Raw genomic sequence first — 14344 nt, forward strand, 5'->3', positions numbered from 1 at the left:
GCGCGGGCGGGCAACGGGATTACGCGCGACCCGGCGGGGACACGGCGCCGCCGCTCAGGTGCTGGGGCGGCGCCGGAGCGGGCCGGGTGCCGGCCTCACCGTCGGTCGCCGGTCACGCGGCGGGGCAGGTTCAGGGGGTTGGCCTCGCGGAGTTCGGGCGGGAGGAGGGCGTCCGGCACGGACTGGTAGGCCACCGGGCGCAGCCAGCGTTCGATCGCCGTGCCGCCGACCGAGGTGGAGTGCGAGGTCGCGGCCGGGTACGGACCGCCGTGGTGCTGGGCCGGGGCCACCGCGACGCCGGTCGGCCAGCCGTTGACCACGATCCGCCCCGCCAGGCCCGTGACCTGCCCGATCAGCGCCGCGGCCGGGCCCGGCGCGCCCTCGGTCTCGGCGGCCGACAGCTGGAGCGTGGCGCTCAGGTTGCCGCCCAGCCGTCCGAGGACCGCGCCCGCCTCGTCCTGGCCGGCGTACCGGACCACGACGGTGACCGGGCCGAAGCACTCCTCCAACAGGACGTCGTACCCGGCGCCGGCGAGGAGGTCCTCGGCCCGCACCGCCAGGTAGCCCGCCCCGACGGTGTGATCGCCGTCCGGCCCCGGGGTGACGGGCGCCTCGACGCCCGGCAGCGCGGCGCGCTCACGCACTCCGGCGACGAAGTTCTCCCGCATCCGGTGGTCGAGCAGCACGCCGGGCCCGCTCTCGCCGAGCGCCTTGCTCAGCGCGCCGGTCAGCCGGTCACCGTCCGCGCCGTCGGGCACCAGGACCAGGCCGGGCTTCACACAGAACTGGCCGACGCCCAGGGTGACCGAGGCCGCGAGGCCGGCGCCGATCTCCTCGGCGCGCTCGGCCGCGGCCGCCGGGGTGACCACGACGGGGTTGAGCGAGCCCAGCTCGCCGTGGAACGGGATGGGCACGGGCCGGGCGGCGGCGGCGTCGAACAGCGCCCGCCCGCCCCGGACGGAACCGGTGAAGCCGGCCGCGGCGACCAGCGGGTGGCGGATCAGTTCCAGGCCGGCGTCGAACCCGTGGACCAGACCCACCACTGCGGCCGGCAGACCGTTCGCGACGGCCGCCCGGCGCAGCAGTGAGGCACACAGCTCGGAGGTGGCCGGGTGGTCGGGATGCGCCTTGACCACCACCGGGCAGCCGGCGGCCAGCGCGCTCGCGGTGTCCCCGCCGGGGACGGAGAAGGCGAGCGGGAAGTTGGAGGCGGCGTAGACCGCGACCACCCCGAGCGGGACCTTGTAGCGGCGCAGCTCGGGGCGCGGCGGGCTGAGGGAGGGATCGGCCCGGTCGATCCGGACGTCGAGGTAGGAACCTTCGTCGACGGCGTCGGCGAAGGCGCGCAGCTGGCCGCCGGTACGGGCCACTTCGCCGGTGAGCCGGCCCGGGCCGAGCGCGGTCTCGGCGTCGGCGGCCTCGATCACGTGGGCGACGGCCTCGTCGAGGAGGTCGGCGGCGGTGCGCAGGAACGCGGCGCGGACGGTGGCGTCCGCGAGCGCGCCACGGGCGGCGTGGGCGGCCCGCACGGCTTCGTCCACCTCGCGGGGCGTGGCCTCCACCGCAACCTGCTCGCGCTGCTTCCCGGTGCGGGGGTCCACACTCCAGACTGGTGTCGTTGCCATGGCCCACTGCCTCCTGGATCGTTCAGTATTCTGAACGCAGTTCCGGTGGATGAATGATCACATCTGCTGCGGACTCTATTTCCGGGTCCTCCGCATGACAAGAGGCGACCAGAGGGGGAGCAGGCGTATGACCACGACCGAGTCGGGGATCCCCGCCCAGGCGGCACCGGTCAAATCGGCGGTCCGCACCGTCATGCTGCTGGAGCACTTCGCGGCCCGGCCCGGGCTGCACAGCCTGGCCGACATCCAGAACGACCTCTCCCTGCCCAAGTCCAGCCTCTACATGCTGCTGCGCACGCTCGTGAACCTGGGATGGGTGGAGACGGACGCGACGGGGACGCGCTACGGCATCGGCGTACGGGCCCTGCTCGTGGGCAGTTCGTACATCGACGGCGACGAGGTGGTCGCCGCGGCCCGGCCCACCCTGGACCGGCTCTCCGACGACACGACGGAGACCATCCACCTGGCCCGCCTCGACGGGACGAGCGTGGTGTACCTCGCCACCCGGCAGTCCCAGCACTACCTGCGGCCCTTCACCCGGGTCGGACGGCGGCTGCCCGTGCACTCGACCGCACTCGGCAAGTCGCTGCTCGCCACGCACTCGGACGCGGAGGTACGCGCACTGCTGCCGCGGCGGCTGGAGGCGGTCACCGAGCACACCATCACCGACCGGGAGCAGCTCATCGAGGAGCTGGAGCTCGTACGGGAACAGGGGTACGCGGTGGACCGGGAGGAGAACACGCTCGGGCTGCGCTGCTTCGGGGTGGCCGTGCCGTACCGGACGCCGGCCCGGGACGCGGTGAGCTGCTCGGTTCCGGTGGCCCGGTTGACGCCGGGGCACGAGCAGGTCATCAAGGCGGCGCTGTTCGAGGCGCGCGACCGGTTGTCGGTGGTGACGCGCCGCATGTGAGGGTGCGTCGGACAGCCGGCCGGGCGATCCTCCCCCGCACGGGGGAGGCGGTTCCCCATCGAGGGGGAGGTGGCGGGCCGCCGTGCAGGGGACCGTTGGGGCATGAGCACACGAGCCGTCCACACGACGCACGCACCGCAGTCCTCCGCCCCGTCGCCGGGGGCCGGCAGGCACCTCCTCGCGGCGGTGGCCGTCGCGGCCACGGTGCCGTATCTGGCGCTCAAGGCCGCCTGGCTGTCCGGCAGCCGGATCGGCATACCGGACGGCAGCGTGCTGCTGGAGCCCGGACCGTTCCTCATCGCGGCCAATGCCGTCACGCTGGCCATGGACGCGGGCGTGATCGTGCTCGCGCTGCTGCTCACCAGACCGTGGGGGCTGAGAACGCCCCCCTGGATCCTGACCGTTCCGGTCTTCACGGCCACCGGGCTGCTGACTCCGATCCTGCTCGGTTTCCCCGCCCAGTTGGTCGTGCGGGCCCTGGGGTTCGGAGCCGGCCCGGACGAGGCGGCCGCGCGGGAGCCCTTCCTGGACTCCTGGGTGTTCAGCGTCGTGTACACGGGATTCACGGTGCAAGGACTCGCCCTGGCCGGGCTGTTCGTGCCCTATGCGCGCAAGCGCTGGGGCCGGCGGTGGCAGGGCGCGGTGGGAGAGCGGCTGCCGTCGCCCACGGGGGTGGTGGCGGCAGCCGCGGCCTCGGGCGCCCTGGCCCTGGCGGCGCTGTTCCTCCACCGGGCCTTCGGCGGCACGGTCGGGCTGAGCCGCGAGCAGGCCGAGGCGTATGCGGTGGAGAGCGCCGTGAGCTCCGTGGCGCACGCGCTCTGTGTGCTCGCCGCAGGCGTGGGAGTGCTGCTCCTGACCCGCGGCGGGACACTGCCGTCGCGGTGGCCGCTCGCACTCACCTGGGTGGGCGCCGCCGCGACCCTGACCTGGGGAGCCTGGATGCTGATCACCTCACAGGGCACACAGCTGGACGGATCCGAAGGAGCCTCCACCGCCACGCAGTTGATCTACGCTGGCCAGATGGTCACCGGAGCACTCGCCACCGCCGTCCTCACCCGGTTCCTCATATCCCGACGCGAGAGCTGATGCGCGGCGGCCCGGGACGGCTGCTGGGAGCGGCAGCCCGGCTGAGATGGCTCCACCAGATCCTCGGCGGGGCCCTGCTGATGCCGTACTTCCTCCTCGCCTCGGTCGGGGTCGGCATGGCGGCCGGCGGAGCCAACGCGCTGTCCTCCCTGCCCCTGTCCCTCGCCGCCTACGCCGCGGCCCTCCCGCTGGCCGCCGCCACCGGGATGTACGGGCTGGTCCGGCCGTTGTCGGTGACCGCCGTCCGGGCCATGTGCGCCGTGCCGGGGGAGCGGCTCGCCGAGGGGCCCGCCCGGTCCTGGTCGGCGCGGGGGCGGGCCGCGGCCTGGTGGACCCTGCACCTGGGCGTCGGAGCGCTGGTCAGCGGCATGACCCTGGCGGTGCCGCCCATGGCGGTGGTGCTGATCGTGCTGCCGTTCGTCAGCGGTCTGCGTGAAGTCCGGCTGGGCTTCGGGTGGTTCCACTCGGGCGTCGAGACGTACACGGCCCCCCTCCTCGGGGTCGGTCTGCTCGCCGCGCTCGCCCTGTGCGCGGGCGGGGCGGGGGAGCTGCTGGCCCGGCTGGCGCCGGTCCTGCTCGGTCCCACGGCGGCGGACCGGCTGGCCGCGGCCGAGGAGCGGGCCGCCGAGCTGGCCGTGCGCAACCGGCTCGCCCGGGAGCTGCACGACGCCGTCGGGCACGCGCTCAGCGCCGTCACCCTCCAGGCGGCCGCCGCCCGGCGGATGCTGGAGCGCGATCCCGGCTTCGTACGGGAGGCACTCACGGCGATCGAGGACACCACCCGCAGGACGGTGGGAGAGCTGGACGCCGTACTGGGCCTGCTGCGCGAGGAGGCTCCGGCCCGGCCGGACGGCCCGGACGTGCACGCCCCGCTCCCCGCCCCGACGCTTGCCGCCGACCTCGACGGGCTGCTGGCCCGGGCCCGGGCCTCGGGCACCCCGCTCACCGCGTACCAGGATCCCGGGCCCTTGCGGGACTGGTCCCGGCTGCCCGAGATCACCTCACGCGAGGCCTACCGGATCGTCCAGGAAGGCCTCAGCAACGCCCTGCGCCACGGCGCAGGCCCCGTGGACCTGCGCATCCGGGTCCGGGCCGGCCACGACACCGCACCGCGAGAACTGGAGATCACCATGACCAATCCGCCCGCCCCGCCCGGCGCAGGGCAGACCCGCACCACGGGGGGCCGCGGGCTGCGCGGCTCCGCGGAGCGGGCCGCACTGCTCGGCGGCAGCGTCGAGGCAGGCCCGCACGGGGGCCGGTGGCGGCTGCGCGCGGTCCTCCCGCTGGCCGGGGACGACCGATGACAGCCGCCGCACCGGCGGCCCGGCCGCCGCTGCGCATCGTGCTCTGCGACGACGAGCGGATGGTCCGCACCGCACTGCGGGTCATCCTGGAGGCCGAGGCCGACCTGGAGGTCGTCGGGGAGGCCTCCACCGGCGCCGAGGCGGTCCCGCTCGTGCGGTCCCTCACCCCCGACGTGGTGCTGATGGACGTGCGGATGCCCGAGATCGACGGCATCCGGGCCACCGAGCAGATCCTCGCGACCATGGAGGCGCCGCCCCGGATCGTGGTCGTCACGACCTTCGAGAACGACGCCCACGTCTACGACGCGCTGCGCGCCGGAGCCGCGGGCTTCCTCCTCAAACGCGCCGACCCCGACGAGCTCATCGGCGCGGTCAGGCTCGTCGCCCGGGGTGACTCGCTGCTCTTCCCGGCCGCCGTCCGTTCCCTCGCCGCCGCGCACGCGGCAGCCGCTGCCACGCCGTCCGCCGCCGCGCCCTGGATCGCGAGGCTGACCGACCGCGAGGCCGACGTACTGCGCCTGATGGGCGCCGGTCTGTCCAACCACGAGATGAGCGAACGCCTCGGGGTCGGACCGCAGACCGTCAAGACGCACGTCGCGTCGGTCCTCGCCAAGACCGGCTCCCGCGACCGCACCCAGGCGGTCATCGCGGCCTACGAGGGAGGTTTCCTCATGAAAAAGGGCTGAGAAGTCGGCCACAATCGGGGCAGAGCGGAACGTCCGGGGCCGCCGGGGCGTCCTTCCGGGCGATGAACAAGACGATCAGGCGTGCGTCGGTCTTCTGTCTGCTCCTGGTGCTGGCCCTGCTGGTCCGCGTCACCTGGGTGCAGGCGTACCAAGGCCAGGCCCTCGCAGACGACAAGCACAACCGCCGCAACCTCATCGGGCAGTACAAGAACCCGCTGGGCAACATCATCGTGGGCGGGGAGGCGATCACCGGCTCGGTGAAGACGGGCGGCAAGGACTTCGGCTACAAGCGGACCTATGTCGACGGTCCCCTCTACGCGCCCGTCACCGGCTACAGCTCGCAGGCCTACGGCACCACCATGCTGGAGGGCATCTACAAGAACGTCCTCAACGGCTCCGACAGCCGGCTGAAGACCGTGATGGACATGCTCACCAACAAGCGGGCCGACCCCGGCAACGTCCTCACCACGATCGACAAGGACGTGCAGAAGGCCGCCTACGACGCACTCCAGGGCAAGCAGGGCGCCGCCGTCGCCATCGACCCGGTCACCGGCGAGATCCTCGCCGTCGTGAACAACCCCTCCTTCGACCCGGGCAGCATCGCCGGCGCCACCGACCAGAAGGCCTGGGACCAGCTCTCGGCCGACCAGGGCAAGGCCATGGAGAACGTGGCGCTCCGCAAGCCCCAGGCGCCCGGCTCCACCTTCAAGCTGGTCACCCTCGCCGCGGCCATCGAGAACGGCCTGGTCACCGACATCGACCAGCAGACCGGCATCCCCGACCCCTACACGATCCCCGGCACCCGCACGGTGCTGCCCAGCGAGGCGGGCTCGGCGGCCTGCGCCAACGTCTCGGTGCGTACCGCCCTGCGGCTGTCCTGCAACAACGTCTTCGCCGAGCTGGCCTTCAGGCTGGGCCAGGACAAGATGCGCGCGACGGCCGAGAAGCTCGGCTTCAACACCCAGATCGACACCCCGGTCCGCACCAACCCGCCGAGCAAGTACCCGTCCAAGAAGATGTCGATCGACCAGGTCGCGCAGACGGGTATCGGCCAGTTCGACGTCCAGGCCACCCCGCTCCAGATGGCGATGGTGACGGCCGCGATCGAGAACGGTGGCAAGCTCGTCGCCCCGCACATGGTCTCCGAGGTCACCGACGGGAACGGCAACGTGCTGGAGAGCTTCAAGGATCCCAAGTCCCAGCAGGTCATGAAGGAGCGGACGGCGTCCATGATCCGCGACGCCATGCGCACGGTCGCCACCGAGGGCGGCGGCAAGCCGGCCCAGGTGCCGGGCGCCGAGGTGGGCGGCAAGACCGGCACCGCCCAGCGAGGGGTCGACAACAGCCTTGCGCCGCTCGCCTGGTTCACGTCCTACGGCAAGGCGAACGGCAAGCAGATCGCCGTTGCGGTGGTGATCGAGAACTCCGACACCGACCGCTCCGAGATCGGCGGCGGGAAGCTGGCCGCGCCCATCGCGCAGAAGATGATGCAGGCCTGGCTGAAGAAGTAGGCAGGCGGGAATGGGGCGGCCGACCGGATGGTTCGCACCGGTGATGGTTGAACAGCAAACCGTCTCGTCACCGACCCCGGAGAGAAGAAGGATCATGCGCGTCGAGATCTGGAGCGACATCGCCTGCCCCTGGTGCTACATCGGCAAGGCCCGCTTCGCCGAGGGGCTGGCCGGGTTCGCTCACCGCGACGAGGTGGAGGTCGTCTTCCGGTCCTTCGAGCTCGACCCGAACGGCCCCAAGGGCGTGACCGCCCCCGTGGTGGAGATGCTCGCCAAGAAGTACGGCCGCACCCTCGACGAGGCGCGCGGCATGGAAGAGCACGTCGCGGCAGCCGCCCGCGCCGAGGGGCTGGTGTACCGCACCGAGGGCCGCGACCACGGCAACACCTTCGACATCCACCGCCTGCTGCACCTGGCCGACGCCCGCGGCCGCCAGGAGGAGCTGCTCGACCTCGCCTTCCGCGCCCACTTCGGCGAGGAGCGGTCCGTCTTCGACCCCGAGGTGCTGGTCGCCGTCGCGGTCGAGGCAGGCCTCGACGAGGTCGAGGTCCGCGCCGTCCTCGCCGACGACTCCGCCTATGCGGACGAGGTCCGCGCGGACGAGCGCGAGGCCGCCGAGCTGGGCGCGAACGCCGTGCCGTTCTTCGTCCTGGACCGGCGTTACGGCATCTCCGGCGGCCAGCCCGCCGAGGTGTTCACCCGCGCCCTGGAACAGGCCTGGGCCGGACGCGAGGTGGAGGAGCCGTCTCCCGCCGCCGACGCCTGCGAGCCGGGCGGGGCGTGCGCCGTCCCGCACGTATAAGCACTGCTTGGAGTGGGCGAGGGTAATTCGGCAATGGACTTTGGGGCGTTGCTGGCGCAGAGTTGACGGCATGGACCTTCCGATCGCCGAAGCGACGCGTGCCGAGTTCGCCCACTCCACCACCTACCTCAACTCCGCCAACTGCGGCGTGGTCCCGCGTTCCGCCGTCGCGGCGGTACGGGAGCTGGCCGAGGCGGCGGGGGCCGGGATCCCCGCCGGCTTCGGCGACATGGACCGTGTGAACAGGGCCCGCGCCTCCTTCGCACGCCTGGTCGGGGTCGACGAGGGCCGCGTGGCCGTCGGCGCGGCCGTGTCCACCCACGTCGGCCTCGTCGCGGCCTCGCTGCCCTCCGGCGCCGAAGTGCTCTGCGTCGAGGGCGACTTCGCCTCCGTCATCAACCCCTTCGTGGTCCGCGACGACCTCAAGGTGCGCTTCGCACCTTTGGAGGTCCTCGCCGAGGCCGTCGGCCCGGACACCGCCCTGGTCTCACTGAGCGCCGTACAGTCCGCGGACGGGCGCAAGGCCGACCTGGAGGCGGTGCGCGCCGCGACCACCGCGCACGGCGCCCGGATGCTCGTGGACGCCTCCCAGGCGGTCGGCTGGCTCCCCTTCGACGCCGCGCCGTACGACTACACGGTCGCCGTGGGCTTCAAGTGGCTGCTCAGCGTCCGCGGCGCCTCCTTCATGACCGTCTCGCGGGAGGCCCAGGAGGGCCTCACCCCGCTGCACGCCGGCTGGGTGGCCGCCGAGTCCATGTGGGACGCCGTCTACGGCCCCGTGCAGCGACTGGCGGACTCCGCGCGGCGCTTCGACGAGTCGCCGGCCTTCCTCGCCTACCACGCGGCGGAGGTCTCCCTGGACCTGCTCGAACGCATCGGGGTCGAGGCCGTGCACGCCCACGACACCGCCCTCGCCGCCCGCTACCGCGCCGGGCTCGCGAGCCTCGGGCACGAGCCCGTGCCCGGCGACTCCGCCATCGTCTCCGTTCCGGGCCTGGCCGACCGGCAGCCCGCCCTGCAGGCGGCCGGCATCCTCACCTCGGCCCGGGCGGGCCTGCTGCGGGCGTCGTTCCACCTGTACAACACGGAGGCGGAGGTGGACCGGCTCCTGGACGTCCTCTCCGCCTCCTGACCCCGCGCGGGCCGCGCGTACAGTGCCGCCATGAGCGATGTGAGCGATGTGCTGCACGTGAAGGGGCGGGTGCTGGTTGGGCCCGACGAGGTCCGCGACGAGCTCTGGGTCGTCGGCGGGCGCGTCTCCTACGCGCGCCCGCCCGGCGCCCGCGAGGTCACCACCGTGACCGGCTGGGTGCTGCCCGGGCTGGTCGACGCGCACTGCCACGTGGGACTGGACGCCCACGGTCCGGTCGACGCCGGCACGGCCGAGCGCCAGGCGCTCACCGACCGCGACGCCGGCACCCTCCTCGTCCGCGACGCCGGATCGCCCTCCGACACCCGCTGGATCGACGACCGCGAGGACCTGCCGAAGATCATCCGGGCGGGCCGGCACATCGCCCGCACCCGCCGCTACATCCGCAACTACGCCCACGAGATCGAGCCGGCCGACCTGGTCGAGTACGTCGGCCGCGAGGCCCGGCGCGGCGACGGCTGGGTGAAGCTCGTCGGCGACTGGATCGACCGCGACGCCGGCGACCTGACGGCCTGCTGGCCGCGCGCCGAGGTCGAGGCGGCCATCACCGAGGCCCACCGGCTGGGCGCCCGGGTCACCGCCCACTGCTTCGCCGAGGACTCGCTGCGCGATCTCGTCGAGGCGGGCATCGACTGCATCGAACACGCCACCGGCCTCACCGAGGACACCATCCCGCTGTTCGCGCAGCGCGGGGTCGCCATCGTCCCCACCCTCGTCAACATCGCCACCTTCCCGAAGCTGGCGGCGGGCGGTGATGCGAAGTTCCCCCGCTGGTCGGCGCACATGCGCAGGCTCCACGAGCGGCGCTACGACACCGTCCGCTCCGCCTACGACGCCGGCATCCCGGTCTACGTCGGAACCGACGCGGGGGGCTCACTGCCGCACGGACTGGTCGCGGCGGAGGTCGCCGAGCTGGTGACGGCCGGAATCCCGCCGCTGGACGCCCTCTCGGCGACGGCCTGGGCGGCCCGCGAATGGCTCGGACGGCCGGGGCTCACCGAGGGTGCGCCCGCGGACCTGGTGGTCTACGACGCCGACCCGCGGGCCGACGTGCGGGTCCTGGCGCAGCCGCGCCGCGTGGTCGTCGACGGCAGGGTCAGGGCCTGAGCACGGGCCCGGTCCCGGTGCGGTGAGCCCGCCGCACCGTGCGGTGAGCCGGGCCGCAAATCGAATCCCCGGACGGAAACAACCCTTTGGGGTGAAGTGATGTCAGCTCGCTGCCCCGTCACCCACATTGAGTAAGGATTCCCAGGGTCGAAGCCGTCTGCGCGAGCGATGTCCCCCATTGGCCGCGCGACGGCGCCCAACTCCCCGGGGGTTCCACCACCTTGAACAGCAACACCTTCCGCATGCCCGCGGCCGTTCTGCTCGCCACGGGAGCGGTCGCCCTGCTCACCGCGCCCCCCGCCTCCGCCACGGGAGGCACCCCCGCCGGCGGAGAGGGCAGGTCCGGCGCCGTCGTCCTGCGCACCGGCCTGGACGTGGGCCTGCTCAACAAGACGGTGCACGTACCGCTGAAGGCGACCCTCAACGAGGTCAGCGCCCCCGCGACCGCCGAGAAGACGGCGCTGGCCGTCACCCTGGACGGGGTCGAGGGGAACAAGCCGGTCAGCGTCCTGCGGGCGGACGTCGCCACCTCCACGGCCACGGCGGACAGGACGAAGGCGGAGGCCGAGGCCCGTCTGGCCAAGGCCCGCGTCCACGTGCCCGGGCTGCCGCTGCTCTCGCTGATCGAGGTGGAGAAGGTCACCTCCAAGGCCGTCTGCGAAGCCGGCAAGAAGCCGGTGGCCAGCGCGAACGTCCTCGGCACGGTGACCGCGCTCGGCAAGAAGGTGACCCTGACGGCGGGCGGTCCCACCAAGGTAGAGGTCCCCGGGGTCGGCATGGTCAGCCTGGAGCTGTCCAGTACGCAGACCACCTCCACCACGGCCGCCGCGGCCGCGCTCCGGCTGAAGGTGGCCGTGAACCCGCTCGCCCTCAACGTGGCGCAGGTGGACGGCGAGATCGTGCTGGCCGAGGCGCACTGCGAGTCCCCGACGGCCCCGGCGCCCACGACGAAGCAGCCCGGTGGGCCCGGCATCACGACCCGGACCGGGACGGGTACCGGCACCACCACCCCTGCCGGCCCCGGCAACACCACGGGAACCCCCGCCGACGTCAACCTCGCCGAGACCGGCGGCGGTTCCCTCACCCCCTTCATCACCGGCGGTGCGCTCACCCTGCTCGCGCTCGGCGGCGGCGCGCTGTTCCTGACCCGGCGGGGCAAGGCCCAGTAGGACCGCCGGACGGTCCCGCCGCCCGGCGAGCACATCGGAGGGGAGTGCTCAACGGGTGGCGCGGGTCAGTCCCTGACCGCCCGCACCCCGTGACATCACGGCATCGGTGACCTGCCGGTCGATCCGCGCGTACTCCTCGCGCTTCGCGGCCGGGAGCGCGTCGTCCGAGGCCGCGCAGGACGCGCAGACGACGCGGAACGGCGGGCCCATGTCCGAGTACTGCGTCAGGTACTCGGCCTTCACGACCTCCCAGCGGCCCGGTCGGTCGGCCGCCGGGGCGAAGGTGAACCGGGGGACGGAGGACTGGTTGCCGCGCAGCTTGTCGGCCGGGACGAAGCTGGCGACCTGGTCGCCCATCCCGAAGACCACCCACGTGCCGTTGATCTTCTCGTAGGGCTGCGGCACGTGGTTGTGCGTACCGATGACCAGGTCGATGTCGGGAAGGCCGTCGGCGGACCGGGAAGCGGTCAGCGCCTGTGCCAGCTCCTGCTGCTGCTCGTCGGGCGCCGTCTGCCATTCGGTGCCCCAGTGCACGCTCAGCACCACGACGTGCGCGCCGCCCGCCCGGGCCGCCCGGGCGTCGGCGATGATCCGGTTCTTGTCGATCAGGTTCACCGCCCACGGCTTGTCCGCGGGGAGCGGGATGCCGTTCGTGCCGTAGGTGTACGACAGCTGGGCGACCTTCGCGCCGCCCGCCGAGAGCAGGGCCGGCGCCCTGGCCTCCTCCGCGCTGCGGGCCGACCCGACGTGCGGGATGCCGACCCGGTCCAGGTGCTCCAGGGTGCGGGCCAGGCCCTCGTAGCCCGCATCCAGGGTGTGGTTCGAAGCGGTGGAACACCCGTCGTAGCCGGCGTCCTTGAGGGCGTCGGCCAGCTGGTGCGGGGCCTTGAAGGCGGGATAGCCCGTGTAGGGGCCGCCGGGCCGCCCGTACGGTATCTCGTGGTGGCATATCGCCAGGTCGGCGGCGGACACCACGGGCTTGACCCCGGCGAGTATCTTGCGGAAGTCGTACTCCCCGGCCGTGTCGGCGTCGTCGCCCGCCCGCTGGATGATCGACGGGTACGGGATGATGTCCCCGGTCGCCACCAGCGTGAACGGCTGACCCGCCGCAGTGGCGGGAGCCGTCGGCCGGGAGGTCGCCGCGCCGCCCTGCTCGCCGCCGAGCCGCTGCCGCGCGGCGGGTGCGTCGGCCCCGTCCAGCAGGCGCGGTACGGCGTACAGTGCGCCGCCCGCCACCATCAGCCCGGCGAGCGCTGCGCCTGTCGCGGCGGATGCTCTCATGCCCGACCCCCGTCGTCCTCGACCGGTGCGGGGATCCTCGAACGGCCCCGCCCCCGCAGCCATCGTAGGGGGCCGTTCGGGTGGGGCCCCCGCCCGAACCCCGGGAAAAGGCGCAGGTCGGCGAAGGCCCCGCGGTCCGGCGAGGTCAGCGGGCACGGAGGCGGCGTCAGCGGGCGACGAGCGGACGGTCAGCGGGACGTCAGGGCGAGCGCCCGGTCCAGGGCCTGCAGCAGCCGCCCCGTCGTCGCCCGGTCGCGCACCGCGAGCCGCAGCCAGGTCCGGTCCAGCCCGGGGAAGGTGTCACCGCGCCGGACGGCGAAGCCGAGGGTCCGCAGCCGGTTGCGCACCTGCGCGCCGTCCGCCACCTGGATCAGGACGAACGGCCCCTCCGCCTCGCCCGCGACCCGCACCTCCTCGAACTCCGCGAGCCCGGCCAGCAGGTGCGCCCGGTCCACCGCGATCCGCCGCGCCGCCTCCTCCGCCTCGGCCAGCGCCGCCGGGGCCACGCAGGCCTCGGCCGCCACCAGGGCGGGCGTCGACACCGGCCACAGCGGCTGCGCCGCCGCCAGCTTCCCGATCACCGCGGGCTCGGCCAGCACGTACCCGATGCGCAGTCCGGCGAGCCCCCAGGTCTTGGTCAGGCTCCGCAGCACCACCAGTCCGGGGAGGTCCGTCCGGCCCGCGAGGGCCTCCCGCTCGCCCGGTACCGCGTCCATGAACGCCTCGTCGACCACCAGGATCCGGCCCGGCCGGGCCAGCCGTGCCAGGACCGCCGCCGGGTGCAGCACGGACGTGGGGTTGGTCGGATTCCCGACGACCACCAGGTCCGCGTCCTGCGGTACGGCCGCCGGATCCAGCCGGAACCCGTCCTCGGCCCGCAGCACCACCCGCTCCACACGGTGGCCGGCGTCCCGCAGGGCCGCCTCCGGTTCGGTGAACTGCGGATGCACCACGACCGGCCGTTCGGCGCCCAGGGCCCGCGCGATCAGGACGAAGGCCTCGGCGGCTCCCGCCGTCAGCAGCACCCGTTCGACCGGCAGCCCGTGCCGGGCCGCCACCGCCGCGCGGGCCGACCGGCCGTCGGGATAGGCGGCGAGGTCCCCCAGGGAGGCGGCGATCCGCTGCCTGAGCCACTCCGGGGGCGTGTGCGCCCGTACGTTGACCGCGAGGTCCTCCAGGCCGGAGCCCGCGTCGATCACCTCGGCGTCCCCGTGGTGGCGCAGGTCGTGCGCCTGCGCCGTGGCGACCGCACAGGTCGCCGACAGCGAGCGGCGCTTGGGTACGAGGAGTTCCCCGCCCGCGACGAGGGCGGCGGCCTCCGCCACCGAGGGCGTGCCGGTCGCGGCCCGCGCCGCCTCCGAGGGATGCGGTACGTCGACGCCGGCCAGCCGGTCCGCGGGGTAGCCGACGACGGGCACGCCGAAACGTTTTGCCGCACCGGCTATCCCCGCCTCGCCCGCCTTCGAGTCCACGGTCGCCAGTGCCGTCACCGCCTCCGCCGCCAGTCCGGCGCCCCGCAGCGTCTCCTCGACCAGGGCGCAGACCTCCTCGACGGAGACCCCCGCACGCCCGCCGACCCCGACCACCAGCCGGGTCGTGTACTCGCCCACCCGGGGGCCTCCCTCCGTAGTCACGGTCACCGGCACCTCACCGGACACCGGTCCGTCGTCAACACTGCGACGCCCGTCGCCCGCGCGCGGACGTGCGCCCGGG

12 protein-coding genes are annotated in these 14344 nt (G+C 73.8%); 9 read left to right on the forward strand and 3 right to left on the reverse strand.

Translation table 11 applies throughout. From position 1 onward, the window contains the following. Window positions 1–95: 95 nt before the first annotated feature. The gene (locus IF89_RS0114680) at window positions 96–1625 is read right to left on the reverse strand and encodes an aldehyde dehydrogenase (NADP(+)) (protein WP_030766770.1); all 1530 of its coding nucleotides are present in this window, start codon (window positions 1623–1625) and stop codon (window positions 96–98) included. 127 nt (window positions 1626–1752) lie between these two features. On the opposite strand from IF89_RS0114680, the gene IF89_RS0114685 reads away from it, so the two are divergent. The 9 genes from IF89_RS0114685 to IF89_RS0114725 all read left to right on the forward strand — a co-directional run bounded on the left by IF89_RS0114685 (window position 1753) and on the right by IF89_RS0114725 (window position 11350). Continuing rightward, complete coding sequence (locus IF89_RS0114685) at window positions 1753–2535, forward strand: IclR family transcriptional regulator (protein WP_030766773.1); 783 nt, start codon at window positions 1753–1755, stop codon at window positions 2533–2535. A 102-nt stretch (window positions 2536–2637) separates the two neighbouring features. Then, window positions 2638–3621, forward strand: coding sequence for a hypothetical protein (locus tag IF89_RS0114690; RefSeq protein ID WP_030766776.1), 984 nt, complete (start codon window positions 2638–2640; stop codon window positions 3619–3621). Continuing rightward, window positions 3621–4925, forward strand: a complete 1305-nt coding sequence (locus IF89_RS0114695; RefSeq protein ID WP_030766779.1) for a sensor histidine kinase — start codon at window positions 3621–3623, stop codon at window positions 4923–4925. Before IF89_RS0114690 ends, IF89_RS0114695 begins: the two co-directional genes overlap by 1 nt. After that, the gene (locus IF89_RS0114700) at window positions 4922–5611 is read left to right on the forward strand and encodes a response regulator transcription factor (protein ID WP_030766781.1); all 690 of its coding nucleotides are present in this window, start codon (window positions 4922–4924) and stop codon (window positions 5609–5611) included. The genes IF89_RS0114695 and IF89_RS0114700 overlap by 4 nt, the downstream gene beginning before the upstream one ends. A 62-nt stretch (window positions 5612–5673) precedes the next feature. Continuing rightward, the gene (locus IF89_RS0114705; RefSeq protein ID WP_030766782.1) at window positions 5674–7122 is read left to right on the forward strand and encodes a peptidoglycan D,D-transpeptidase FtsI family protein; all 1449 of its coding nucleotides are present in this window, start codon (window positions 5674–5676) and stop codon (window positions 7120–7122) included. A 94-nt stretch (window positions 7123–7216) separates the two neighbouring features. Continuing rightward, the gene (locus IF89_RS0114710; protein ID WP_030766785.1) at window positions 7217–7924 is read left to right on the forward strand and encodes a DsbA family oxidoreductase; all 708 of its coding nucleotides are present in this window, start codon (window positions 7217–7219) and stop codon (window positions 7922–7924) included. A 70-nt stretch (window positions 7925–7994) separates the two neighbouring features. Beyond that, complete coding sequence (locus IF89_RS0114715; protein ID WP_030766788.1) at window positions 7995–9056, forward strand: aminotransferase class V-fold PLP-dependent enzyme; 1062 nt, start codon at window positions 7995–7997, stop codon at window positions 9054–9056. A 30-nt stretch (window positions 9057–9086) separates the two neighbouring features. Beyond that, window positions 9087–10181: an amidohydrolase family protein gene (locus IF89_RS0114720; RefSeq protein ID WP_030766791.1), complete on the forward strand. Its 1095-nt coding sequence runs from the start codon at window positions 9087–9089 to the stop codon at window positions 10179–10181. Between the two features lie 221 nt (window positions 10182–10402). Next, on the forward strand, window positions 10403–11350 hold the full coding sequence (locus tag IF89_RS0114725; RefSeq protein WP_030766795.1) for an SCO1860 family LAETG-anchored protein: 948 nt from the start codon (window positions 10403–10405) through the stop codon (window positions 11348–11350). Between the two features lie 48 nt (window positions 11351–11398). Here IF89_RS0114725 and IF89_RS0114730 read toward each other — a convergent pair whose 3' ends face one another. Together IF89_RS0114730 and cobC are read right to left on the reverse strand one after the other, a co-directional pair. Continuing rightward, entirely contained in the window at window positions 11399–12631 is a 1233-nt protein-coding gene (locus IF89_RS0114730) for a CapA family protein (RefSeq protein WP_234327762.1), read from the reverse strand. Window positions 12632–12819: 188 nt separating this feature from the next. Then, window positions 12820–14271 carry an Rv2231c family pyridoxal phosphate-dependent protein CobC gene (gene cobC / locus IF89_RS0114735; RefSeq protein ID WP_420706917.1) on the reverse strand — a complete coding sequence of 484 codons (1452 nt, stop codon included), beginning with the start codon at window positions 14269–14271 and terminating at the stop codon, window positions 12820–12822. Window positions 14272–14344: the final 73 nt, after the last annotated feature.

The sequence above is a fragment of the Streptomyces sp. NRRL F-2664 genome (assembly GCF_000719345.1).
In the GTDB taxonomy this organism is placed as follows: domain Bacteria; phylum Actinomycetota; class Actinomycetes; order Streptomycetales; family Streptomycetaceae; genus Streptomyces.